Below are 25,759 nucleotides of genomic sequence, written 5' to 3'. Positions count from 1 at the left end.
ATTTAAAAGCCGGCATTAAGCCGGCTTTTTTTGTAAGAATAATTAAAATTCTGTCCATAAAACTGACTTATTTTTGAGTTTTGTGCTGTTTTTCAGTTGTTTAAATATTTAAACTATACAAAATTTCGCACTTTTATTTGAGAATTCCTTACAGTTTGTTAAATAAAAGTGAATTTAAAGTAAAAATTGTTGCATTTTATCGATTAACGGCAAATTTCATCGATTATCTAACAAAATTAAAATACTTTTATTTCAAATTTAAGTATTTACTTACTTTAATTGATTTGTTTGTAATTATTTAACCAAACTTAAAAACCCCCAATTATTATGGAAAAAAAATTACCAAGAATTATTACAGCAGCTTTACTAATTTTATCACTTTCTGCAGCTGCGCAGGTTACTGACAAAAGGATAAGCCAAAAAAATGTATCCGAAAACGGACAGCCTAGTTTAATTACCTTTAGCGATGTATCGACGTATAAAGGAACAGATTCTCAAAAAGTTTTTAAAGAGCAGCTTGGGCTAAAAGACAATCAGACTTTTAGAAAAGTAAAAACAGAAACTGATAAACAAGGTTACACGCATGAAAAATTTCAGTTGTATGAACAGGGAATTAAAGTAGAATTTGCCAATTATACATTACATTCTGAAAACGGAAGATTAGTTTCGATGAATGGAGAGTATTACAACATCGAAAATGTAAAACTTACTCCGGCTCTTTCTCCCCAGGAAGCTTTTAACAGAGCAGTTAGTCATACACACGCGTCTGAATATCTTTGGGATAAACCACAAGATGCGAAAGAAATTGGATATGAAAAACCTGTTGGTGAACTGGTTCTTCTGCCAGATATGGAACAACAGGGAGAAAAAAGAACGACAGACAATGTTCGTCTTGCTTACAAATTTGATATCTATGCAACAAAACCTTTAAGCAGAGGCGATTTGTATATAGATGCTCAAACAGGAAAAGCATTGTTTTACAATGCTGCAATTAAGCACTTAAACGATAATGTTCATGCAAGAAAAGTTTCATCTTCAAAAAGTGCTGATAAAGAAACGGCTTCTTCTTCTAAAAAAACAATTGTTGCCGCAAATGCAGAGACACGTTACAGTGGAACGCAGACTATTCAAACAACTTTAAGCGGCTCATCTTATATTTTATTAGATGGAACGCGCGGCAGTGGAATTCAAACCTATAATTCTGCAAGAACAGCAACTTATCCAACAACAAACTTTACCGATGCTGATAATAACTGGACAGCAGCAGAATATAATAATACCAATAAAGACAATGGAGCGCTCGACGCACATTGGGGTGCAGAAATGACCTATGATTATTGGTCTGCAGTACACGGCAGAAATAGTTATGACGATGCCGGAGCAAAAATTAAAAGTTATGTGCATTATAATTTAATTGCCGCAGGATATTCAAGTAATAACAATGCCTTCTGGAACGGAAGTGTTATGACATACGGCGACGGAAGCGGTACAGGCGGATTTGATATCTTGACTTCATTAGATGTTGCCGGACATGAAATTGGCCACGCAGTTTGTACGTATACAGCAAACTTGGCATATCAAAAAGAATCTGGAGCAATGAACGAAGCTTTCTCTGATATTTGGGCAGCTTGTATTGAATATCGCGCCGCGCCGACAAAGTCGACTTGGTTAGTAGGTGAAGATATTGAAAGAAGAAGCGGACACGTAGCTCTTCGTTCAATGAGTAACCCAAAATCAGAAGGTCAGCCGGATACTTATGGAGGAACAAATTGGATTAGTGTAAGCTGTACGCCGACAAGCAGCAATGATTATTGCGGTGTGCATACCAACTCTGGAGTTTTTAATCACTGGTTTTATATTTTATCTGTTGGAAAAACAGGAACTAATGATATTGGAAGTTCATACAACGTAACAGGTATTGGAATTGATAAAGCAGCTAAAATTGCATTTCGTTTAGAAGATGTTTATTTAACTTCAAACTCAACTTTTGCAAATGCAAGAACATCAGGAATTCAATCAGCTATTGATTTGTATGGAGCAGGTTCTGCAGAAGTTATCGCAACTACAAATGCATTTTATGCGATAGGAGTAGGTGCAGCATATTCTGGAACTACAGATACAGTAGCCCCATCGGCGCCAACAGGTTTGGCAGCTTCTGGAACAACCGGAACAACAACAAATTTGACATGGACAGCTTCAACAGATAATGTTGCCGTTACAGGATACGATATTTATCAGGGAACAACTTTAAAAGGTTCATCTACTACAACTTCATTCAATGTTACGGGATTAACAGCACTAACAACTTACAGCTTTACTGTAAAAGCTAAAGACGCTGCTGGAAATGTTTCTGCAGCAAGTAATGCGGTTAGCGTAACTACAACAGCAGCGACAGTATCATATTGTGCTTCTCAGGGAAACAGCACAGCTGATGAAAGAATAAGCAAAGTTGTTTTTGGAACAATCAATAATACGTCAACTGGAACAGCAGGATATGAAAATTATACTGCTATTTCTACAAATGCAGCAAGAGGAAGTGCTTATACAATCACTATAACTCCGGTTTGGACATCTACAACTTACAATGAAGGTTATGCAGTATTTATCGATTATAACCAAGATGGAGATTTTGCAGATTCTGGGGAAACAGTTTGGACAAAAGCAGCATCAAAAACTACTCCGGTAACAGGAACGATTACAATTCCGGCAACTGCAGTTTTAGGCGCAACAAGAATGAGAGTTTCTATGAAATATAATGCTGTTCCAACATCATGCGAAGGATTCTCTTATGGACAAGTTGAAGATTATACCATAAACATAACAGCTTCTGGAACGATCGAAGCAGAACCAATTGCTGCGGGAATTGTTGAAACTGAAACAAAAGGATTTGCATTGTATCCAAACCCTGTTGAAAGTGAGCTAAATGTTACTGTTTCAGAAGAAAATGCATATTCGTATAAAATTATTAATGCTCTTGGGCAGCAGCTTGGTTCTGGACAAGTTTCAGGCGCAATTGATGTAAGCAGATTAAGCACAGGGATTTATCTTATCGAATTGAATAATGGCAAAGAAAAAATAGTTAAGAAATTTGCTAAAAAATAAAAACAGAGATTAATAAATAGAAAACCTTAAAAGGTTTTTTACAGATTAACCCAAAAAAGAAAAACCGCTCTAAATTGAGCGGTTTTTAATTTATAAAACTTTGCGAAACGTTTTTAAGTGATTAAATCACAAACAAAACCTCGGCTATGATTATAATATAAACTTAGTTCAGTTTAAAAGAAGCTCCTAAGCTGAAAGTAACTTGATTGTTTAAATGATCGAATACATCTTTCTCCGTGCTGTATTTTGCAATTGGAAAACCAAGCTCTGTGAAAACACCAAATCCGTCAGTAAAAAAGTAACGACCTCCTACATGTCCGCCAAAGTTGCGTAAACCTAAACTTAAACCAGGATAAACGTCTAATTGTTTCACTCCAATCACACTGCTTAAATTAGCGTTAATTCTTGCTTTAGCATCAAAACGATCTTTAAATTCTGGTTTGTAATCGTTGTATGGAGTTGGGTCGTTGTGGTAAAAACCATTAAAATTATCTACTCCAAGCAAGTAATTGGCAACAAATCCAAAAGAGAAATTTTCTCCTAAACCAAAATCAACAGAACCTTGAATTCCTGAACCGCCATCTTGAAGATTAGCACCCACGTTTACTCTAATGTCGCCTTTACCTGTAAAAGCCTCTTGTGCCTGAATAAATCCAAATGATACTAAAAACAATAATGTGATGATAACTTTTTTCATAAACTTAAATATTAATTATTTTGCTGGTGCAAATTTAGTTTTTTACGGATTAATTCCTACCTTTTTCGTTAGAATACAATTCATTTAACGGATCGCTCTGCCAGAACTCTTTGGTATTCACGTCCATAATCGTCAACGGACCTTTGAAAGCGGCACCCGTATCAACATTCCAAACGCAGGCTTTGTTTACAGGAACGGTTTGTCCAATTCTTGTAACAGGAGTATGACCAATGTAGATTTCTTTATAAACGGTAAAACGCTTAGGATAATATAAATCGTCAGGTTTTAAATTTGGGTCTAATGCCAAAGCAGATTCCCAAAGTGTTCTGTCCCAGTAAAATAATTTCGGAAAATATTCCCAGACTACACCATTTAAATTAGTGAATCCGGCATGAACAAAAAGGCGGTTTTCATCATCAAGATAATAATCTTTCAGTGATTCAAAAAACGCTATATGTTCTTTTTTTCTTTCAGGAGATATTTTAGAATATCCTTCAACAGTGGCTTTTCCGCCATGTTTGTACCACATTTCTTCATCAAAATCCTCATGTCTGTTTTCCAGCCAGTCTAATGCCAGCTGATCATGATTTCCTCTAATGCAAATGCAGTTTTGTTTGGTTTTAAGGTCGATTAAAAAGTCAATAACTTCTGCCGACTGGCTCCAGCCGTCAACATAATCGCCTAAAAATATAAGAGTATCTTTTGTAGTAACTTCGGCTTTCTTCAATACTTGTTCAAGTGCGAGTAATCCTCCGTGTATGTCGCCTATAACAAATGTTCGCATTTTTAAATATTTCGGGTGTAACTACAAAAATAAGTAAAATGATTTGTTTGGATTCATTTAGTTGATAATCTTTAAAAATTGATACTATTTATAACTATTAGCAGCGTTCTTTTTATTGCTTTCCTTTTTAAATTTGCATAATGTCAGATGTGCCAACATATCGAAAAATTATCCATATCGACATGGATGCTTTTTATGCTTCGGTAGAGCAGATGGATAATCCTGCTTTGCGAGGAAAACCTTTGGCAGTTGGCGGTTCAGAAAACAGAGGAGTAGTTGCGGCGGCAAGTTACGAAGCCAGAAAGTTTGGTGTTCGAAGTGCCATAAGCGGTGTTTTGGCCAAAAAATATTGTCCTGAAATTATTTTTGTCCGCCCAAGATTCGACCGATACAAAGAAATTTCATCCAAAATTCATAAAATCTTTCATGAATATACCGATTTGGTCGAACCACTTTCGCTCGACGAAGCTTATCTCGATGTAACCCAAAATAAAAAAGGAAATCCAAGCGCCAGTTTATTGGCACAAGAAATCAGAACCCGAATTTTTAACGAAGTTGGATTAACCGCTTCTGCAGGTATATCGGTCAATAAATTTGTAGCTAAAATTGCCAGTGATATCAATAAACCAAACGGACAAAAAACGGTTAATCCAGATGAAATTATTCCTTTTTTAGAAGAACTGCCTATTAGAAAGTTTTACGGAGTTGGAAAAGTTACGACTGAAAAAATGTACCAGCTCGGAATTTTTACGGGCTCAGATCTTAAAAGCAAATCGTTGGAGTTTCTTGAAAAACACTTCGGTAAATCAGGTGCTTTTTATTACAGCGTGGTTCGGGGCATTCATAACAGCGAAGTTAAACCGCATCGGATAACTAAATCTGTTGCCGCAGAACATACTTTTGATGTCAATCTTTCTTCGGAAATTTTCATGCTCGAACAATTAGAAAGAATAGCTGTTTCGCTTGAAAAACGATTAAAGAGGCATAATGTTTCGGGAAAAACAGTGACTCTAAAAATAAAGTACAGCGATTTTACCCAGCAGACAAGAAGTAAAACACTTCCTTATTTTATTTCAGATAAAAGCTTGATTATGGAGATTGTAGAAGAACTGCTTTATCAGGAAAAAATGAAAAATTCGGTTCGGTTACTCGGAATTTCACTCAGTAATTTAAATACCGAAGAAAAAAAAGCAGTTGTAGTGCAATTGAAATTTGCTTTTTAATTCGTATAAATAAGGTTTAACGTAATCTAATTTGCAATTTTAGTGCTATCTTTGAGGGAAAAGTATTTCTAAAATTCATTTAAAATGAAAAAGAATAGCTCTGAAGATATAACAAACCGCACTTTGGTGCCAATCTTGGCCTTAGATCTTCATTATGAGTATTTAAATGAATTAAAAGCTGTTTTTGCCGATTTGAAAAAGGTTAATAAAATTGCTTCCCAATTTACCTGGAACGAAAAAGATCTCAAAATAGAAGAAAGAATCAAAGAAGAAGTAGTGCTTATTACTGATTTAGATTTGAAAATTGTCTTTGCATCAAACCGAATTAAAAGAATGACGGGATATCAGGAAGAAGAAGTTCTAGGAAAAACGCCTAAAATGTTTCAGGGGCCTGCAACTTCTAAATCTGTTTTAAAAGAAATTAAAGAAGCCATCCGGCTAAAAGTTCCGTTTAAAAAAACAATAGAAAACTATAAAAAAGACGGCAGGACTTATAAATGCAGTGTCGATGCCGCGCCGATTTATAATTTAAAAGGCAAAATTTCACATTTCATAGCATTTGAAAAAGAAGATAAAAGTGCTTAAGTTTAACCGCCAGGCACTAAGTTAATAGAAACAAAAAACCGCCCAAACAGGCGGTTTTGTATTTAAAGCTTAGCAGCTTAGAACCTCAGTACCTTAGCAACTAAAAAAAATTATAAATTTTCAAAGAAATCATTCCCTTTATCATCCGTGATAATGAAGGCAGGGAAGTCTTTAACAGTGATTTTACGGACTGCTTCCATTCCTAATTCTTCAAAATCAACCACTTCTACTTTTAAGATATTATCTTGTGCCAAAATAGCAGCAGGACCTCCAATAGAACCTAGATAGAATCCGCCATATTTGTTGCAGGCATCAGTAACTTGTTTCGTACGATTTCCTTTAGCAAGCATAACCATGCTTCCGCCATTTTTCTGGAATTCATCTACATAAACGTCCATACGTCCGGCTGTTGTAGGGCCGAAACTACCTGAAGCCATTCCTTCCGGAGTTTTTGCAGGACCAGCATAATATACCGGATGGTTTTTAAAGTATTCCGGCATTGGTTTTCCGGCGTCTAATAATTCTTTAATTTTTGCGTGAGCAATATCTCTGGCTACAATTACAGTTCCGTTTAGTTTTAAACGGGTTTTGATAGGATATTGAGATAGTTTAGCCAAAATATCCGCCATTGGCTGATCTAAGTCAACTTCAACCGGAGCTTCTAAATGTGGCGCCGTTTCTGGTAAAAACTGTTTTGGATTTACTTCTAACTGTTCAACGAAGATTCCGTCTTTTGTAATTTTTCCTTTGATGTTTCTATCTGCAGAGCAAGAAACCCCTAATCCAACCGGACAAGAAGCAGCGTGACGAGGTAAACGAATGACACGAACGTCGTGCGTGAAATATTTTCCTCCAAACTGAGCTCCAATTTCACTTTCCTGACAGATTTTCTGAACGCGTTCTTCCCATTCCAAATCACGAAATGCCTGACCAGCCATGTTTCCTGAAGTTGGCAGATGGTCATAATATCCGGCAGAAGCTTTTTTAACAGCACTTAGGTTCGCTTCCGCAGAAGTTCCTCCAATTACTAAAGCCAAATGATAAGGCGGACAAGCCGAAGTTCCTAAGTCTTTGATTTTGGCGCGGATAAATGCATCCATAGATTTATCGTTCAATAACGATTTTGTCTGTTGGTATAAGTATGTTTTATTTGCAGATCCGCCTCCTTTTGCCATAAAAAGGAATTCGTAAGAAGTTCCTTTTTTTGCATAAATATCAATTTGTGCCGGAAGATTCGATCCTGAGTTTTTCTCTTCAAACATCGAAATCGGAACAATCTGCGAATAACGTAAATTACGTTTTTGGTATGTATTGAAAATTCCTTTGCTTAACCATTCAGCATCATCAACACCTGTAAAGATGCTTTCGCCTTTTTTAGCCATTACAATTGCTGTTCCGGTATCCTGACAGCTTGGTAATTGACCTTCGGCAGCAACTGAAGCATTTTGAAGTAAATTGTAGGCAACAAAACGATCGTTATCTGTAGCCTCTGGGTCGTCAAGAATGTTTCTTAGTTTTTGTAAATGCGACGTTCTAAGCATGAACGAAACATCGGTTAAAGCTTCTTCAGCTAATAATTCTAAACCTTTTGGATCAACGGTTAAAACTTCACGTTCTCCAAATTTTTCAACTTTTACAAAATCAGAGGTGATTTTGCGGTACTGCGTATCATCCTTTAAAATTGGATAAGGATCTTGGTATATAAAATCAATCATTTCTTTGTTTTTTTACAAAGTTAGAAATTATTTACCTAAGAAAGAATTTGAATAAGACCTCTTAAAACAGTTTATTGCTGGTTGTGAAACTCGTTAAAAGTCATTTTCTTTTCGAAATAAGGTTTCTCTTTTGCCGAAAGCAACTTCTTTTTCCATTTGTCTCCTTTTAGTGAAAATGAAATGGAATCAGAGTAAGTTACAATGCCAGAGTCCTCAGAATCATCGTCTGAAGGCTCAAATGCAACAGTCTTGCAATAAAAGTTTTTAGGGTCTTTTCCGGTTTCATCACTTGCAAATTCAGTCCAGCTTCCCCAGCCGCTGTCAGACATTGAATACCATTGGTGAACAAGCTGAAGATCATTATTTTTTAAGTAATACAGGTAGTTGTCATGGGTATAACCGCAAGCCGGATATCCCGAAGTAATTTTTATAAAAGAAGAATTTTTATCTGATGAATCTGTTAAACCAAATGATCCGTACCATTCAGCGCCTTTTTCATATTGTTTGATTTCTACATTTGAAGAAGCAACTTTGGTTTTATTTTGATAAAAATCAAGTCTGAATTTAGAAGTTACAATACTGTCTTTATCTACTTCTTTCTCCATTAAGTTTGCCAGAATACGGCTGACATTTGCATTTTTCTCCTCAGAAAGAATAATAGTGTCAATATGCAGCGGAAGTTTTTCGGTTTCTTTTGCATTGGTTTCGGCAACTTCTGGAATTTCAATAGAATTAAAATCTGCTGTCTCCGTTTTTTTCTGTTCTTTTTGGCATGCAGCAAAAGTCATTATAATGAAAAGGTATTTTAACTTCATGTTTTAAATTGTTGGCAATTTGAACGAATTATATTTTTTATTTGTTAAATGAATAAAGAACAAAGAAGATGAATGCGACAATTACAAATCCAATAATTTCATTATCTTCTTTTGCAACTTCATTCATTGGTTTTTTTCCTCCATAATATACCCATTTAACACTATTTCCGATAAAGAGGCATATTAATTTTGATATTTCCCACATAGTTTAAAAAAACCAAGTAGCCACAAAAATCGCTGTAATAACACAGATAAGATCCACCAAAAGCATCGTCCCTAAAGCATAACGGGTATTTTTGATATTAACTGAGCCAAAATAAACTGCAATTACATAAAAAGTACTTTCGGCACTGCACTGGAAAATACTGCTTAATCTTGCCGTTAAAGAATCGGCTCCAAAAGTATTCATAGAGTCGATAAGGAAGCCGCGTGATCCTGCTGAACTAAACGGACGAAGCATTGCAACCGGTAATGCATTTGTGATTTCTTTGCTTACGCCCATATTAGAAAATACAAACGCAATTCCATCACTGATAATTTCGAATAAACCGCTGTTTCTGAATAAAGAGATAGCAACCAGCATTCCTAAGACATAAGGAAAAATAGTAACTCCGGTTTTAACACCATTATTGGCACCAACAACAAAAGTGTCAAAAACAGTTGTGTTGGCTTCGCTGAATTTCTTTTCATTTTTAAAAGAGAAAATCAAAGTAAAAGCAATAATAGCAATTAAGATTAATCCTGAAAGGTTAGAAGTGAAGTAATTTTTGCCAATTAAATCCAATTGGTTCACGTACATTAACAAGCCTACAATAGCAGCAATTAATCCCATTAAAACAATTAAAAGTGAGGCACTTTTAAAATTTATTTTTTGTTTGATACCCACAATTAAGAAAGCTGCTATTGTTCCGATGAAAGAAGTAATAATACAAGGCAGCATAACATCAGCAGGATTACTTGCGTTTGCAGCAGCACGATATCCAATAATTGAAGTAGCAATCAAAGTTAAACCTGATGCGTGCAGACACATAAACATAATCTGGGCGTCGCTGGCTTTGTCTTTATCGGGGTTTATTTCCTGTAAACTCTCCATGGCTTTAAGTCCAAATGGTGTTGCAGCCGAATCCAATCCTAAGAAATTTGCAGCAAAATTTAAAGTCATGTATGAGATTGACGGGTGATTTTTTGGAATACTTGGAAAAACCTTTACAAATACCGGACTCAATACTTTAGCCAGGTTTCCAGATGCGCCAGAAACAATTAAAAGTTCCATTAAGCCGCAGAAAAAAGCCAGGTAAGCAATCAATGGCAGAATTAAATCAACCAAAGTGCTTTTACAAGTCGGCAGTAAACCATCAGATTTCTGAAGTCCGCTGTAAATTTTTACAGTTTTGTTTTTATAAACATAAGTCGTGTCGGCATTAAGCGTGTCACGATTAATAATCATGGTTTGATCTGGAGCTTTTTTTATACTGTCTTTAATAAAAACAGGAAGCTGTTCGATATATTTTTCAGATACCAGAATTGGATCGTCTTTCTTTCCATTTAAAACAGAATCAATAGTATAAGTGTTGGCTGTAAATAAGCTCACAACAATAAAAACAATCGAAGAAATAAAAATAACTAACCAAAATCTGCTTAATACCATAATTCTATTTTTTTGTAAATGTAATTATTTAGCCAGAATATGCATAAAGATTTTATTTATTGAGACGGGAATTTGATAATTACGGCTTTGTATAATGTTTAAATATGCCGCCCCGCTGGGGCTTTTGTTATAATTGGCTTAATTTCTATAAATATATCGCTCTTCCAGAGCTTTATTACTATTTTGACAGCTCTGGAAGAGCGATATTTTTACAGCTTTAGAAAAAAATGCAAAAAAGCTCAAGCTGAGCGAAACATAATAATTGAGTTTTTTTAGAATAGTAGATTATTCAATAATAACTTTAGTTTCCAAATACTTCTCAAAAGACTTAATCCCTTCAAATAAAATTTCTTTTTTTGAATTTTCGGTTTCATTAAAAAATTCTGTTTCAATTTTGGCGTGGTCTTTTTTTATGGTTCGTTTCCATATTCCAATAACTTTTCCATTTTCTAGAATTATCGGTTTAAAGATGCCGTTATTGGTAAAAACCTTAGTTTGATGATCTGATAGAAAAGAAGCTTCTCTAGTTTTATATGAAATCAAAATTTCATCAAAGGCTGGAAGAAAGTGCACGCTTTCGCGGAAAGAATTCTCGTTAGATCCTTGACTTGTAAAGTAATACGTTTGATTGTTAATGTCAGCAGAACTTATTTGCAACTCAATTGCGTTAATGGCTTTTTTACAGATAGTTGGCGAAAAACCAGACCACCATGAGAAATCGAGTAAAGTTGCTGGACCGTGGCTTTCAAAATAACGCTTGGCCAATTTTGCTAAAGCTTCTTCTTTTGTAAAGTTCGTTTTTGGCTTTTTGACACGTTCTTCGAGCAAGGCATACGTGATTTGTTTGCCTTTCATTTTTCCATTGCAAACCAAACCATCAAGTTCTGCATGCATCATAATTGCTGCACTAAGAAAATCTTCTTTCGAAGTTCTCTTAATGTCAAGTTCCTGCATGATTTCATCTCTGGTTAAATGTGTATTTCCAGGTAGTAATTTTTCAATCGAATTAATTGTTTTGTCTAATTTCTTGATGTCAAAACCATATTTTTTAACAGCAGAAATTGTCATTTTTTGTACTTGAGGTCCAGAAAGATCCAGCATCCAGTAAATATCATCAGCCGAAACAAAATGCCAGGTCGGTCGTAAAATATGAGTCCGAATAATTTGTGCCGAGTTTATAGCTTCTTCAATTTCTTTTTCAGAAGCATCACATCTAGAACCAATTGCCCACTTTGCCATGGCATAATCCTGAGCCTGCATAGCACCCAAATGACGTACTATTTGCTGCGGAGAACATTGGTCTGTTTTGTAAAGTTTTTGTGAAACAAGCCGATGATGTGAAATTTCTTCGTATGTCATTTTATAAACTATTTAAAAACTGTAAGTTATGTTAGTTTACTTCAATATAAACTTTGTGTCTCTTAGCCTTTTTAGCTTTGTACCTCAAAAAACTATACATGAATTATTTCTTCATCAATCAGCAAATCTTCTCGGCGTAAACGAAGAAAAATCTGCGCTACGGCAATTGTATCTTTTTCACAATACGTAATAATTCGGTCAATATCTTTTTCTACATAATAAACATGTGCAACCTGACTGCCGTCGATATCGCCTTTTGGAGAAGGAACGCCTAGAATTTTGGTTAATAGTTTTAAAGACGTAAAATGCTTATAATCACCAAACTTCCATAATTCTAAAGTATCAAGGTGTGCAATTTCCCAGGGCTTTTTTCCAAATAGATTCAGTTTGTCGGGAATCGCAATTTGATTGATGATCATTCGGCGAGCCAGAAACGGAATGTCAAATTCTTTCGCATTATGTCCGCATAAAAGATGTTGAGGCTGATTAAAATGATTGTTCAGCAGGTTATTGAAATCTTTCAGGATCTTTTTTTCTTCTCCAAAAAAAGAAGTCACCCTAAAATTTCGAACATCGCTTTTGATTGTAAAATAGCCTACCGAAATACAAATAATCTTACCAAACTCAGCCCAAATTCCGGCACGGTCATAAAATTCTTCTGGTGTAAAATCGTCTTTTCGCTGATATTGTGTTTTAATATCCCAAAGTGATTTCATTTCTTCATCAAGCGAATTAAAGTTTTCTTCTTCCGGAACGGTTTCTATATCAAGAAATAAAATATTGTTTAGGTTTATTTTTTCAATCATAGTTTTATTTTGGTTTTGCCACGAATTCACAAATTTTCAATAATTTTTTATGCGATATAAATGTACACAATTTTGATTTTTATAGATTGTAGAGTTTTATAAAAAAGAATGAATTTTCTTATTGTAAGAAAATCAGTTATTCCAGAAAAATCAAAATTGAAGAGAATAGAAATAATTCGCGGCTGATATTCTTAAAACAAACTTTGTTGTTTACTTGGGCTTTCGTGTTCCAAAAGCCATTTTTTGCGTGATAATCCGCCGGCGTAACCTGTTAAAGAACCATTTGTGCCAATAACACGATGACAGGGAACTACAATCCAAAGCGGATTTTTTCCGTTTGCTGAAGCCACGGCCCGAATTGCTTTTATATCACCCAGCTTTTTGGTTTGATCCATATAACTTACCGTTTTTCCGTATGGAATTTCTAGTAATGATTTCCAGACTTTTTGTTGAAATTCGGTACCCTGAGGATTTAGTTTTAAGTCAAAATTGGTTCTTTTGCCTTCAAAGTATTCTTCAAGCTGCGAAACTGCATCTTTTAAAACTTTTGGAATTTTTTTTGAAACTTCGTTTGTTCCTACATCAGAAACAGAGATTGCTGCAATACCTGCTTCATCACCAACTATTTTGGTAATTCCTAAAGGCGAATTGATATATACTGTTTCCATAATTTAACCGTAAAGTTTTTACCGCATAGACACGATGGTTTCGCAAAGTTCGCAAAGTTTTTTAAACCATATAAGTTAGATCAGTAATTGTTTTGCTATGCAAAGTTTGGGAAGTCTCGATTAAATGAACTTACACAACTTATATCGTTTAATAATTTTTCAACTGAAATTGATAGTTTAGAATATTTTCAATTTTTTTGCCTGAAATAGTCTTTTTAATATTTGATTTCTCTGAACTGAATTGTGGTAAAATCAAGTTTTGTTCTTTTGCTTTTAGAGTATAATATTCCTCTCTTGTTGGATGAAAAGGAGCAACGGCATTAAAAACAGTGTTCCATTTTTCTTGGTTTATGATTGCTTCAATAACTCCAATGCAGTCATTTTGATGAATTAGATTTACTGGTGCATCTGGATTTTCGAGATTTTCTTTTCCCGCTAAAAACTTAACAGGATGACGATCTTTACCAATTAATCCGCCGAAACGCAAAATCGTAGTTTCGAAGTTTGGATTATTTTGAAGAATTTTTTCTGCTAAAAGCAATTGTTTTCCGCTTTCGGTTTCCGGATTAGGAATTGTTTCTTCGGTAATACTATCATTATCATCTCCATAAACAGAAGTTGAACTCACAAAAAGTATTTTCTGAATGGTTGATTTTTCTATAAATGGGATTAGGTTTTCGATTTTTTGTACAAAAACCATATTAGAATCTGAAGCAACCGCGCGTAACTTGGGTGGAATATCAATAATCAGGATTTCGCTTCCGGCTAGAAAATCAGTAAAGTTTTTAGAAACGCTGTCGCTTTCAACGGTAACCAAAAATGGATATATTCCAGCATCTTTTAATATTGAAAGTTTATTTTCAGAAGTTGTTGATCCGTTTACCGTATGTCCTTTTTCGATTAGTTTTTTTGCTAAAGGCAAACCCAGCCAGCCGCAACCCAATATACTTATTTGTTTCATTTTCTTTTTTGAGATTCAAAGAAACAAAGATACAAAGGTTCAGAGGTTTTTGCTTCACGCAGATTTTACAGATTTAAACAGATTTGAAAATCATTTTAATGCTTTTATCTATAGCTGAAATTTATAAAGTTAACGTAAATCGGACTTTATCTTTTCCTTTTGCGCCCATTCTGGTGTAAAATTTAATAGCTCTTTCGTTAAACTGAGGTGTCTGCCATTGTATGTTAACGCAGTTATTTTCGATCCCAATTTCTTTTAGCTTATCGATTAAAACTTCGCCAATCCCGAAACTGCGTGCTTCTTCTTCCAGAAATAAACAATCCATATACAGAAAATCGGCAGTGTTCCAGGTAGAAAAATCGAAAGTATAAGAAACATATCCTACAATTGTATTTTTTACTGCCACAACTAAACAATGTAGTTTTGGGTTTTCGCTAAATAAGGCTTTTTTCAAACCTTCTTCTTTGCCTTCCGGAGAATAGTCGGCCTTTTCGAAGTCGGCGTGTTTTTGGCATAAAATAACCAGTTTAGGTAAATCGGCGATTTCGCACTTTCTAATTAAATATTCCATTGAAGATTGATTTCGTTTTGTAAAAAGTTAATAAAATGCTGAAAATAATCAGGATAAGTTTCGTTTGCTCTGGTGGCGATAAAATGTTTACGTTTTAAGCCATTTTTACCCACTTTTACCGCTTTAATTGAATTATTCTTGATATGTGGCTGCAATGCCCATTTTGCCATTGACATAATGCCCATATCAGCTTTTACCATTTCAAGAGAAGCTTCTGTTAATGGAAGCGGTGTTATCTTTTTCGGACTTACTTTGGCTGGAGCCAAAAAATACTGATGAATTGTAACCGTTTCCATAGGAAGTGAATGAATAATTAAATGTTCATTTACAAAATCTTCGGCAACGACATACTTTTTGCCGGCCCACGGATGGTTTTCTGAAATCACCACTACTACTTCATCCTGAAATAATTCGGTGTATTTTATATGATGGTCTTTTATAGTGTCACTTACAATGGCAATGTCAATCGTGTTTTCTAAAAGTTTTTGCAGCGGAATATGAGTGGCTTCGGTAACAATCTTCAATTCAACATTTGGATATAAAAGGTGAAACTGCTTTAAAACCGATGGAAGCCAGTGATAACTGGAAAAACATTCTGTACTGATTCTAATTTCGCCATATTCTCCAAAAACCATTTGTTTGATCTGACTTTCGGTTTCGGTGAGTTTGTTTAGGATTTCATTTGCCAGTTCATAGATTTTTTCTCCGGCTTTGGTAAGAACCAGTTTTTTATTGGTTCTTAAAAAAATGGGCGTACCCAATTGATATTCTGCTTCTTTGAGCTGATGACTCAAAGCCGATTGTGTCAAGTGAAGTTTGTCAATAGCTTTTGTTATGCTTCCTTCTTCAACAATTGCTTTTATCAATTTTAAATGACGTATTTCCATTTTTAAAGTATTGCTACAACAAAGTAACAAAATTTTAAACTGGCTTTTACATGAAAAAAACTAATGCCGTTCATGAATTCTTTTCGTTTTTATGACATCTAATGATCTTCTACTTTTGAAAAAACAAATCATTAAAACATAATTAAAATGGAAACGCAAATTAAACATTACGAGAATAAGTTAGCTTTTGAAATGGATCCTTCAGATTTATTTGATGCCTTAAATAATGGCGAAAAAGTAATAGCACTGGATGCCAGAAAAGCGTTTGGATTTGAAGCAGAACATATTCCGAATGCGATTAACATTCCGCACCGCGAAATGTCGGCAGAAACAACAAAACATTTAGATAAAGATGTTTTGTATGTTACCTATTGCGATGGAATTGGCTGTAATGCTTCAACAAAAGGCGCTTTGAATATGACTAAATTAGGGTTTAAAGTAAAAGAGCTGATGGGCGGAATCGAGTGGTGGAAGTTCGACGGATATGCAACAGAAGGTTCCAAAGGAATTAAAACAGGTTTAAAAATTGAATGTGCCTGTTAAAAAAAAAGCAGACTTTGATTACAAAGTCTGCTTTTTTATTATTTTAAAAATACTTTATTACGGCTGCGTAACAGGCTGTATTAAACTGTCTTTTGCAATTACGGCGCTGTCCTTAACTGGTGCCGGCTGTACTGGCGGATTAACCGGAGCGGTATATCGTTTAATTTTCTGCTGAATTATTACGGCATCATTCAATACAAATGGAGTCGGCATCATCCAGTCGCTTCTCGGATTTACTTTAAGCAGAGGGTTTGTCATTAAATCGAAAGAACTTTCAATTAAATCCATATCAAAAATAGACGATTTGTTAATATAGAAATCCATAACAAGCGGTTCGTTGCCTACAACATAATAGCATAACAGGCGCATTCCGTCTCGTTCTAAACGATTTGTCTTTTTGCCCGAAGTAGATACACCATTTGCTTTGAAATTATAAAATGTCATTTTTGGATTAGCATAAATATCGTAACGGTTCACTTTTCTATTTGGCGTAATCTTGATTTTTAAATAGCGATTATTACCCACAACACTGTCTTTCAGGAAAGCAATAGTTGGTTTTGGAACATCAACAATTGGTGCTATGGAGCTGTATGTAAATCTTGTATTGTATTTACTTGCGATTGGCAGACTGTTGAGACCAACAACTTTTTGATTTTTCTGCCCTAAATACGTTTTAGTCCATTCATCAAGGTTTACATCATAAGTTGCCCAAACTGCCGAGTTGGTGTTGGCATTATAGATATATAACAAACTGTTAGATTTTGCCTTTCCGGGTTCATAGCTGGAATGAATTCCTGCATAAATAAAAAATCCGATGGAAATTGCAAAGAAAACCATAATCCAAGCACCTTTTTTAGCGAAAGTATTAAATATTGGCAGTAACAATCCGAAAAGAAGGACAGTTAGAATTGCACTTCCAAATAGTATTTTTAGACCTAAACCAATTGGAAACATTACAATAAACGGAGCGATAATAGCCAAAGCCGGAATACTGAAAAGTAAATTCATGCCTAAACTGTAATGCTGCGTAAAAACGAAGATTCCGAATAAAAGAATTCCAAAATATACCGGAATAATTAAGAATCCTGCTCCAGTTAAACTGTTTGCTAAAAAAGCATTAATAATAATCCAAAGCAGCAAAGGCGCTACGAAATGGGTCATTGTTATTTTTGCATCAGAAAAATGATGGTAAAAAGCAAAGCAGATGGCAATGCTTAAAGTTACAAACGCGCCAATGTAAGCATGTCCGTTGTAGGTAAATCCGTTTAAAAGATCCGAATACTGCGGATAAATCTCTAGAATAATTTTCCATCCTAAAAAGGTTACTAAACCAGCAATAATTACAGATCCTAAAAGCGGTACAAAGCCTTTGAATATTTCTCTTAATGAAATCATTCTTTTGGCTTTTCCAATGAACATAAAAAGGATTAAAAGACCAAAAGCGATAAGTGTCATTGGCATTACCCATGAAAAAGGATAACTTATGAAAGAAAAAGGTGCGTTGAAATAAACGTAATCTTCTGAATTTGGTGAAGTAATTTGGTTTAAGTCAGTATTTGCGAAGTATTTTAATAAAGGCATCAAATAAGAACCCTGATGCGCCAATGTCATTTTGTTTAAATGCTGAACATCGTCCTGCTGTGTGTGATAATTGTAATGTCCGTCGATAAAAGCAAAATTAAACCCCTGAATATTTCCCTGCTCTCTAAAAACAGTCAAATCAGTATCATTTGGAAGCATTTTGTAGATGCTGTACATCAATGAATTTGAAACCGGATAAGAAGGTTTTGCTTTGGTAAATTCTTTTACAAGTGCCTGATTTCCCTGATTGGTTTCCATCAGCATATAACTTGGTCCTGAAGTTCCCCTTGCTTCAAAGTTTAAAACCAAACCAACATCTTTTGCCCACGGATGTTTGTTTACAAAAAGTGCCGCGCCGTTTAAACCTAATTCTTCAGCATCTGAAAAAAGAATAATGATGTCGTTTTTCTGAGGTTCTTTGGCATATAAAAAAGCCCTGATTCCTTCTAATATTGTGGCAACCCCAGAGGCATCATCACTTGCACCTTTTGAAAAAGAATGCGGTGCACTATCATAATGAGAAAGTAATAATAGTGCTTTTGTATTGTTTGTTCCCTTTATTCGGGCAAGGATATTTTTAGATTTTACCAAAAGCCCTTTATCATTAAGAGTAAAACCTTCCTGAACACTTGTTTCTAATCCAATTCTGTTAAGCTCAAGTTTAAGATAATTAGCAACCAATTCATGATTAGTTGAACCTACATAATGAGGTTTTTGAGCTATAATTTCAACCTGATTTAAAGCTCTTTCGGTAGAAAAATCGGCGAGAGCTTCATCATTTTTTGAAATGTATTGAGGCATCATCGTGGCATATATAGCAGCTAACAATGCCAGAATGCAGATTATTGCGAGAATCGAGGTGGGGTTTTTTCTCATAGTAAATACATCTAAATTTCTTTTTTAACAAGCATATAATAATCATTGTCCAAAGACCTGTATCCCTGGTCGTACAGGAAATAGTAGGTATTGCCTGTTTTGGTCTGCAAGATATTAGTAAAGAAATCAAAATCAAAGCCTTTGTTAATCATTTTGTCCCTCGTTGCTTTTGATTTTCCATCAACATTCAGCTCCGATAAAATCCGATAATTTTTTCGTAGCTTATTATTTACATTCCGCATATAATTGTTGCTGTCTTTGTTTATTTTGTTATTATAAGCATTTCGGCAGCTGTCTGAACAAAACTTTTTATCTTCTCTGCCTACAAGTTTTTCAGAGCATTCAAGACACGTTCTCATTATTTTGTTTTGTTAATTTGATACAAATCTGTTCTTCTGTCTTTTAGAATTCGCACGCTTCCATGTTCATGAAGATTTTTCAATAAATTTAGATCAACATCAACAATCAAAGTCATTTCTGTATTTGGAGTAGCTTCTGCTTTAATTCCATTACTTGGAAAAGCAAAATCAGAAGGTGTAAAAACCGAAGCCTGTGCATATTGAATATCCATATTGTTTACTTTCGGAAGATTTCCAACACAGCCCGCAATCGCTACATAACATTCGTTTTCGATTGCACGCGCCTGAGAGCAGTGTTTTACACGAGTGTAAGCATTTTGAGTATCGGTCAAGAACGGAACAAATAAGATATTCATTCCTTCATCGGCCAATAATCTTGAAAGCTCAGGGAATTCGACATCATAACAAATTAAAATTCCAATTTTACCACAATCTGTATCGTAAGTTTTAAATTCAGATCCGCCTTTCATTCCCCAATGATGCACTTCATTTGGTGTGATGTGAATTTTATAATACATCTCAGAAGTTCCGTCTCTTTTGCATAAAAAACCAACATTATACAAGATACCGTTTTCAAGATGAGGCATACTTCCGGTTATGATATTGATATTGTATGAAATGGCAAATTCCTGAAAGCGTTTTCTAATGGGGTCAGAGTGTCTTGCTAATTCCCGAATCGCTTCGGCTTCAGATAAGTGATTAAAATCGGCCATTAAAGGTGCTGTGAAAAGTTCTGGGAAAAGAGCAAAGTCACTTCCATAGCCGGAAACAACATCAATAAAAAATTCAGCCTGTTCAAAAAGAGCTTCAACATTATTAAGCTGACGCATCTGCCATTGAATTAATCCTAAACGAATAATGCTTTTTTCAGAATTAATCAACTTTGGACTTTCATCATAATACACATTGTTCCATTCCAGAAGAACTGCAAATTCTTTAGATTCTTCGTCGCCTTCCAAATAATTTTTAATGATGCGTAATACATGGAAATCATTGCTCAATTGAAATGAAAGAACCGGATCATGAAGTTCCTTGTCTTTTACTTTCTCGATATAATTTCTTGGTGAAAGCTTTTTCGAATATTGATTGTAATTGGGAATCCTTCCTGCAAAAACAATCGCTTTTAAGTTCAGTTGTTCGCAAAGTTCTTTTCGGGCATCATAAAGACGTCGGCCCAAACGAAGTCCGCGGTAATTTGGATGAATGAAAACATCAATTCCGTACAAAATTTCACCGTCAGGGTTATGGGTCGAAAAAGTATAATCGCCAATGATTTGTCTGTAATTGTGTCTTTTGTCAACCAGTTTTTCATCGACAATAAGCGATAATGCTGAACCTACGACTACGCCGTCGACTAATATTACCAATTGTCCTTCGGGAAATATTGAGAGTAGTTTTTTGATGTCATTAGATCTCCAGTAGGAGTTTGCCATTTCTGGATACGATTCAACCATTGAATTTTTCAATTGTTTGTAATCTTCAAACGCAAGGTTTCGTAACTCAACTTTTTTAATTTCTGTCTGCATATATGTACGATTTATCTCAAATATAGCAAAAATAAATTCCATTTACAAACGCTTACAAATATTTACAACCGAAAGTAAATAGTTTGCAACCGAATATTTTAGCCGAGACAGCGCAATTTTGCATCGTTGAATTTGATCAACGAATTTTTATATGAACATTTAAATAGTATACGCCATGAATGCAATGAAAAACAGAGTACAATTAATTGGTAACGCAGGAAACGACCCAGAAGTTAAAACATTAGAAAGCGGTAAAAAGCTGGCACATTTGACAATTGCAACTAACGAAATTTACAGAAACGAGAAAGGCGATAAAGTAGAGCAGACGGAATGGCACCGAGTTACTGCGTGGGGCAAAACGGCAGAAATAATCGAAAAGTTTGTTGTAAAAGGAAAAGAGGTTGCAATCGACGGAAAGTTAACCCACAGAAGTTACGATGACAAAAACGGAGAAAAAAAGTATATAACCGAAGTTGTTGTAAACGAGATTTTATTGCTGTAAATACTCTTTGATTAAACGCCGCGTAAAGAAACAAACCCGACAGGTTTTTAAAACCTGTCGGGTTTAACTTTTGCGTTGAAATATTTTATAAAACTGAAGCGCCGTTTATATCAGTTGAAAGCACTTCGCTCATATAATCAAAAAATGGTCTCATGTTTTGAAATGCTTCTAAAGCTTTTTCAAGAAATTGCGGACTCAAAACTTCCTCATCCGTAAAACGTTTTATGATTAAAAACTGTTTGTAACGAAGTAAATCGATAGCTTCATGATCTGCATCAAAACCTTTTGGCGTTGTTTTGAGCTGTTCGCCTTGCATCGTTCCGAAATTATTTTTGAAGGTTTTTGAATTCAAAATCTCTCTAAATGACTCATGATCGTGGGCAAATTCACTTCTTATGCGTTTTAAGTCGGCAGCATTTGGTCCCCAAAAACCACCAATCAAAGAAGTGTTTCCTTTTTCGATATGAAAATAATAACCGCCGCGTCTTGCACTTGTAGCACGTTTATAACTGCCGCCCCAATAGGTTTTAAAAGGGGTTTTATCTTTAGAAAAACGAATATCGCGATAAATACTATACACACTTCTTTTGCCTGATTGTGTTTCGAATACATCGGTTTTAGAAAGTTCATGAAGAAGTGAGCCTGCAAAAGTTTCAATGTAATTGAGTTCTTTTAAATATTCTGCTTTATGTTCTTCAAACCACGGTTTATTATTGTTGTCTTTCAGCTGTACTAAAAAATCTAAACTCGATTTGGGAATAAGAATTTGGTTTTCCATAATTAAATTGAACCTTTTTATAATCAGAAGACGAATGTAAGTAAAATTAAAAACCCACCAGATTTCTTGGTGGGTTTTCTATATAGTTAAGCCGTTTTTTTAAATAAATCAAACATAGGACAACGTGAGCAGCGTTTCTTTTCGCTCTTTTTATATTTCTCACAGCAAGAAGATTTACAGTTTTCAATCTTCTTAATTTTATCAAGGATATCTTTATTCTTCTTTTTCTTTTTATCCTTTTTCTTGTCCTTGTCTTTGTCTTTCTTGCTCAAAATTCCTCTGTATTATAAAAACAGAGACAAATATAAACGAAAAAAGTTATTTTTAAGCGTTCTAAATAAACTTTAACTTTTTTATTTTGGATTTATAGCAATAGAGCTTGTAACTGTTAATTGCTGAATATCACGGTCAAACAAATAAAGTCCGCCTTTATCGTCTCCAATTAAGTTGATTTTATCCAAAATAGATTTAGCTGTAGCTTCTTCTTCAATTTGTTCAGAAACGTACCATTGCAAGAAATTATGTGTAGCATAGTCTTTTTCTTCAAAAGTAATATGTACTAATTCGTTGATAGATTTCGAAACAAAAAGTTCGTGATTGTAAAGCTCCTCAAACATTTCTTTGAAAGTTGTATAAGTTGTTTTTGGCGCTTTAAGATCTGTAACCTGAGCGTGGCCTCCGCGTTCGTTTACATACTTAACCAATTTAAGCATGTGTGCACGCTCTTCATCTGATTGAGTGTACATAAATTGAGCGATTCCCTCTAATCCTTGTACTTCAGCCCAACAAGCCATAGAAAGATAAGTTTGAGAAGATTCTGCTTCTATGCGGATTTGCTTGTTTAAAGCCGATTCAATATTTTTTGATAGCATAATGATGTCTTTTTTGTAAAATTAGAAAAAATAATCCAAACCATTTTTTACAAACCGCGAAAACATTAATGGGATTTTATAGGATCAAAAGAAGCAGGCTTTGAGAATACAGATTTGTTCATGATTGGATTTCCTGGTCCTTCGTTCGTAAATCCATCTGTAAATTTTCTCATAACGAGTTGTTTTAAAGCAGGATCATAATAACTTAAAATGTAAAAATCTTTTAGTCTTAATGTGTTTTGCAATATGATCGTATTATTGGTATTTAAGAAAAAGTATAAATTATCTATTGCTAAAGGATCCGGCTTTTCATTTTTTACAAAATCTAAATTTTTATTAAGCATAGAGTCAAAGTAAACCATTTTGCTTTGTGTACGCATGCCGGAAAAATTTAAAATTTCATCTGAGTTGTATAAATAATCAGTGTTTACGTATTCTATATAGCCTCCAAAAGTAATAAAACTGTTTTCTCCGTTTTTGGTAATAGAAATCCCTGCACTTAAGTTTGCTAAATTTTTAAGGAATTTTGCTGTGTTTTTTATTTCCTGAGGTCTGCTGTTATCTGTTTGAACTAGAAAAGGAGAGTTTTTAAACTGAATCGTATCATTTTTTGTCAGGGTAGTATTTTTAATGCTATTTCCAGAATCAAAATCTTTTATATCAAACAAAAATTCATCTTTATTTGCCGCTATCTGAAATAGCTTTTTATCGTAATAAAATGAGTTTGCTGTTTGAATTGGTTTTTGGGAAACAGGCAGATTGAAAAATTTCTCTTTTATATCTGAAGTTTCAATATTAAGATCGAAAACATGTGTTTTTTTTGAATTATAGTCTAATGTCAATATAATATGACCGTCAAGAACATACATTTTATTGATCGCAGCCGTTTTATCTATAGGATTAAAATCATTTAAATCCATTTTTTGGATGGGATAGTACCGAATAAGACTGCTAAATGATAAACTTTTTCCTCCTCCATTTTGAAAGACAAAAGAAGAAAAATCAAACATTTTTATTTCACAGTTTCCGTTGTCAAATTTATAAAGAAGAAGATGCTGCTGGGCTCTTTCTTTTGCCAGAAGATAAAAGGCATTGTCTTTTTGAAAAGAGGTTATAATGTATTCATGGTTATCCGGAAAATCAAAATTTAATGATCTGGAAGTTTTCATTTCTGGGAAATATTTGACAATACGTATATTTCTCAAATTTGCAGAAGCCCAATATAACAAAGGATTTTTGTCTTCTCCGATGCTGTAACCTATTAAGTTTCTGTTTGAGGCAAATTTTATAGAATCAGTAAACTGAGTTGTAAGGAACAACGACTTATTGTATTTTAAAATAGTCGTTTTTTTGTCATCAGATGCAAAAACATAAATGTCATGCGTTTTTACATCTTCGGCATTTATAATCTGCCCTTCATCTGATGGGTTATTCAGATTTAATGGAAACGAATTTAATACTGTTTGACCTATCAGTACTGATTTCGAAAGTAAAAGTGAGATAAGTAATAGCTTTTTCATGAGTTTTCAAACGTCAAATATCATTCCAAATTTAGCGAAATAAACTGTACGTAAATGCAATAGAATCATATCGCGATAATAGGGTTTGATTTGAACTTTAAAGAGATAAAAAAAGTCCTTAAGAAATCTCTTAAGGACTTGATTTTTAATTATCAAAAAGAATTATTTTACTTTAAAAGTAACTCTTCTAGCTAATCTTCTAGCTTCTTCTGAATCTTTTTGGATTGAAGTATCTGCACCAGCAGGAATAACGTTTAATCTTGAAGATGCAATTCCAGCTTTTTCAAAGATAGTTTTTACATTTTCTGCTCTTTGGTTTGAAAGTTTTTCATTGTATTCTGCTTTTCCAACCTGATCAGCATAACCAATAATGTCAAGAGATGCAGAAGGGTTTTTTCTTAAGTAAGTTAAAACCACATCGATTGCAGCAGTTGAGTTTTCGATAGGAGTTGCTTTGTTGAAATCAAAATAAACGCTGTAATATTTATCGTTTATTAATTCTTTTACAACATCTTTATCGTTTACAACAGTAGTGTTGTTAACTGGTTTTTCTACAACAACTTGTTTTGATGGTATATTCTTGATTTGGTTTTCAAGATCAGCAATTCTGTTATCGTAAGCACTAAGGTCTACATTTTCAGAAACTACAGTCCAGTCAGCATGTTTAGTGTTTTTACCTAAGTAAACGTTTAAACCAACTGTACCATTGAATATTAACCCAGAATAACCTCTGTTCCCAGCAAGATAAGCTCCATCAAAAGTATGATCCTGAGATGCATTTAAGATTGTAGAGAAATCTCCAGTTAAAGCTACTCGGTTAGATAATTTTATTTGTCCTGTTACACCAGCAATAAAGTTACCCATTTCATCTGCTCCTCTGAAGTTGTCACTTCTTAATTGAGCATAACCAAAACCTGCATGTCCTAATAAACCAAAAGTGTTAGTCCAGGTTTCAAAGTTCATGATACGGCCTAAGTTGGCAACAGCTTGTAAATCTACTCTATAGTATCTTGAATCAAAATCTATAGAACTGCTTTTTGCAGTAAAACTGTTGTATCCAAAATCAGCCTTCAAACCAAATTTGTTGTTAAACATGTAACGAACACCTAAATCACCAACCCATGGGCTTGGAGTAGCGGTAGTGTAACCTGCAGAGAATGGTCTTTGAGGTTTAGTTAATCCTCCCGCAAGTTCTACAGACCACTTGTTATAGCTATTTGCAGAGCTTTCTGTTTGTGCATTTACATGAATTAACCCTAAAGCAAACGCCAGAGTAATAACAATTTTTTTCATTGTAATATGAGTTTTAAAATTTTCCCCAAACCAACGAATTTATTACTGCTTAAGACGTCCCCTAAAAGGTATTAGAGTATCAAAATAA

At 34.4% G+C, this 25,759-nt stretch carries 25 protein-coding genes; 5 read left to right on the top strand and 20 right to left on the bottom strand.

From position 1 onward, the window contains the following. The first annotated feature begins 327 nt into the window (after positions 1-327). The gene (locus tag FJOH_RS04620; RefSeq protein WP_012022973.1) at positions 328-3,102 is read left to right on the top strand and encodes a M4 family metallopeptidase; all 2,775 of its coding nucleotides are present in this window, start codon (positions 328-330) and stop codon (positions 3,100-3,102) included. Between the two features lie 163 nt (positions 3,103-3,265). On the opposite strand, the gene FJOH_RS04615 is transcribed toward FJOH_RS04620, so the two are convergent. Beyond that, positions 3,266-3,799 carry a DUF6646 family protein gene (locus tag FJOH_RS04615; protein ID WP_012022972.1) on the bottom strand — a complete coding sequence of 178 codons (534 nt, stop codon included), beginning with the start codon at positions 3,797-3,799 and terminating at the stop codon, positions 3,266-3,268. Positions 3,800-3,848: 49 nt separating this feature from the next. Continuing rightward, entirely contained in the window at positions 3,849-4,583 is a 735-nt protein-coding gene (locus tag FJOH_RS04610; RefSeq protein WP_012022971.1) for a metallophosphoesterase family protein, read from the bottom strand. A 140-nt stretch (positions 4,584-4,723) separates the two neighbouring features. Between FJOH_RS04610 and dinB the strand changes: the two genes are divergently transcribed. Together dinB and FJOH_RS04600 are read left to right on the top strand one after the other, a co-directional pair. Then, positions 4,724-5,806, top strand: a complete 1,083-nt coding sequence (gene dinB, locus FJOH_RS04605; RefSeq protein WP_012022970.1) for a DNA polymerase IV — start codon at positions 4,724-4,726, stop codon at positions 5,804-5,806. Positions 5,807-5,890: 84 nt separating this feature from the next. Continuing rightward, positions 5,891-6,391, top strand: coding sequence for a PAS domain-containing protein (locus FJOH_RS04600; protein WP_012022969.1), 501 nt, complete (start codon positions 5,891-5,893; stop codon positions 6,389-6,391). A gap of 110 nt (positions 6,392-6,501) precedes the next feature. Here FJOH_RS04600 and FJOH_RS04595 read toward each other — a convergent pair whose 3' ends face one another. The 10 genes from FJOH_RS04595 to FJOH_RS04555 form a co-directional block, all read right to left on the bottom strand. Then, a complete protein-coding gene (locus tag FJOH_RS04595) occupies positions 6,502-8,106 on the bottom strand; it encodes a fumarate hydratase (RefSeq protein WP_012022968.1) in 1,605 nt (534 codons plus the stop codon). Between the two features lie 71 nt (positions 8,107-8,177). Further along, complete coding sequence (locus FJOH_RS04590; RefSeq protein ID WP_012022967.1) at positions 8,178-8,921, bottom strand: hypothetical protein; 744 nt, start codon at positions 8,919-8,921, stop codon at positions 8,178-8,180. A 37-nt stretch (positions 8,922-8,958) separates the two neighbouring features. Further along, a complete protein-coding gene (locus FJOH_RS26920) occupies positions 8,959-9,126 on the bottom strand; it encodes a hypothetical protein (protein WP_159436625.1) in 168 nt (55 codons plus the stop codon). Between the two features lie 3 nt (positions 9,127-9,129). Beyond that, positions 9,130-10,569 (bottom strand): nucleoside recognition domain-containing protein, encoded by a 1,440-nt coding sequence (locus FJOH_RS04585; RefSeq protein WP_012022966.1) that lies wholly within the window; start codon positions 10,567-10,569, stop codon positions 9,130-9,132. 285 nt (positions 10,570-10,854) lie between these two features. Beyond that, positions 10,855-11,928: a winged helix DNA-binding domain-containing protein gene (locus FJOH_RS04580; protein ID WP_012022965.1), complete on the bottom strand. Its 1,074-nt coding sequence runs from the start codon at positions 11,926-11,928 to the stop codon at positions 10,855-10,857. A gap of 92 nt (positions 11,929-12,020) precedes the next feature. After that, the gene (locus FJOH_RS04575; RefSeq protein WP_012022964.1) at positions 12,021-12,734 is read right to left on the bottom strand and encodes a 3'-5' exonuclease; all 714 of its coding nucleotides are present in this window, start codon (positions 12,732-12,734) and stop codon (positions 12,021-12,023) included. 191 nt (positions 12,735-12,925) lie between these two features. Further along, positions 12,926-13,402: a methylated-DNA--[protein]-cysteine S-methyltransferase gene (locus tag FJOH_RS04570; protein WP_012022963.1), complete on the bottom strand. Its 477-nt coding sequence runs from the start codon at positions 13,400-13,402 to the stop codon at positions 12,926-12,928. 148 nt (positions 13,403-13,550) lie between these two features. Next, positions 13,551-14,363, bottom strand: coding sequence for an SDR family oxidoreductase (locus FJOH_RS04565; RefSeq protein WP_012022962.1), 813 nt, complete (start codon positions 14,361-14,363; stop codon positions 13,551-13,553). 121 nt (positions 14,364-14,484) lie between these two features. Continuing rightward, positions 14,485-14,934, bottom strand: coding sequence for a GNAT family N-acetyltransferase (locus tag FJOH_RS04560; RefSeq protein ID WP_012022961.1), 450 nt, complete (start codon positions 14,932-14,934; stop codon positions 14,485-14,487). Further along, positions 14,922-15,821, bottom strand: a complete 900-nt coding sequence (locus FJOH_RS04555) for a LysR family transcriptional regulator (RefSeq protein ID WP_012022960.1) — start codon at positions 15,819-15,821, stop codon at positions 14,922-14,924. The genes FJOH_RS04560 and FJOH_RS04555 overlap by 13 nt, the downstream gene beginning before the upstream one ends. A gap of 147 nt (positions 15,822-15,968) precedes the next feature. On the opposite strand from FJOH_RS04555, the gene FJOH_RS04550 reads away from it, so the two are divergent. After that, entirely contained in the window at positions 15,969-16,364 is a 396-nt protein-coding gene (locus FJOH_RS04550) for a rhodanese-like domain-containing protein (RefSeq protein ID WP_012022959.1), read from the top strand. Between the two features lie 57 nt (positions 16,365-16,421). On the opposite strand, the gene FJOH_RS04545 is transcribed toward FJOH_RS04550, so the two are convergent. Genes FJOH_RS04545 through FJOH_RS04535 form a run of 3 tightly spaced genes read right to left on the bottom strand, consistent with a single transcriptional unit; the run spans position 16,422 to position 20,706 of the window. Continuing rightward, complete coding sequence (locus FJOH_RS04545; protein WP_012022958.1) at positions 16,422-18,821, bottom strand: M28 family peptidase; 2,400 nt, start codon at positions 18,819-18,821, stop codon at positions 16,422-16,424. Positions 18,822-18,832: 11 nt separating this feature from the next. Continuing rightward, the gene (locus FJOH_RS04540; protein ID WP_012022957.1) at positions 18,833-19,180 is read right to left on the bottom strand and encodes a hypothetical protein; all 348 of its coding nucleotides are present in this window, start codon (positions 19,178-19,180) and stop codon (positions 18,833-18,835) included. Beyond that, positions 19,180-20,706 carry a carbon-nitrogen hydrolase family protein gene (locus FJOH_RS04535; RefSeq protein WP_044048221.1) on the bottom strand — a complete coding sequence of 509 codons (1,527 nt, stop codon included), beginning with the start codon at positions 20,704-20,706 and terminating at the stop codon, positions 19,180-19,182. The genes FJOH_RS04540 and FJOH_RS04535 overlap by 1 nt, the downstream gene beginning before the upstream one ends. A gap of 175 nt (positions 20,707-20,881) precedes the next feature. On the opposite strand from FJOH_RS04535, the gene FJOH_RS04530 reads away from it, so the two are divergent. Next, complete coding sequence (locus FJOH_RS04530; RefSeq protein WP_012022955.1) at positions 20,882-21,208, top strand: single-stranded DNA-binding protein; 327 nt, start codon at positions 20,882-20,884, stop codon at positions 21,206-21,208. A gap of 85 nt (positions 21,209-21,293) precedes the next feature. On the opposite strand, the gene FJOH_RS04525 is transcribed toward FJOH_RS04530, so the two are convergent. From FJOH_RS04525 to FJOH_RS04505, 5 genes are all read right to left on the bottom strand, one after another. Next, on the bottom strand, positions 21,294-21,986 hold the full coding sequence (locus FJOH_RS04525) for a DUF2461 domain-containing protein (protein WP_012022954.1): 693 nt from the start codon (positions 21,984-21,986) through the stop codon (positions 21,294-21,296). Positions 21,987-22,072: 86 nt separating this feature from the next. Then, positions 22,073-22,258, bottom strand: coding sequence for a hypothetical protein (locus tag FJOH_RS04520; RefSeq protein WP_044047488.1), 186 nt, complete (start codon positions 22,256-22,258; stop codon positions 22,073-22,075). 81 nt (positions 22,259-22,339) lie between these two features. Continuing rightward, the gene (locus FJOH_RS04515; protein WP_012022953.1) at positions 22,340-22,858 is read right to left on the bottom strand and encodes a ferritin; all 519 of its coding nucleotides are present in this window, start codon (positions 22,856-22,858) and stop codon (positions 22,340-22,342) included. 65 nt (positions 22,859-22,923) lie between these two features. After that, on the bottom strand, positions 22,924-24,378 hold the full coding sequence (locus tag FJOH_RS04510; protein ID WP_012022952.1) for a hypothetical protein: 1,455 nt from the start codon (positions 24,376-24,378) through the stop codon (positions 22,924-22,926). A 162-nt stretch (positions 24,379-24,540) separates the two neighbouring features. After that, positions 24,541-25,671, bottom strand: coding sequence for an OmpA family protein (locus FJOH_RS04505; protein WP_012022951.1), 1,131 nt, complete (start codon positions 25,669-25,671; stop codon positions 24,541-24,543). Positions 25,672-25,759 lie beyond the last annotated feature (88 nt).

This window comes from Flavobacterium johnsoniae UW101 (assembly GCF_000016645.1).
GTDB classification, from domain to species: Bacteria; Bacteroidota; Bacteroidia; order Flavobacteriales; family Flavobacteriaceae; genus Flavobacterium; species Flavobacterium johnsoniae.
The sequence above is the reverse complement of the archived record's forward strand: the minus strand, read 5'-3'. Positions and strand labels throughout refer to the sequence as shown.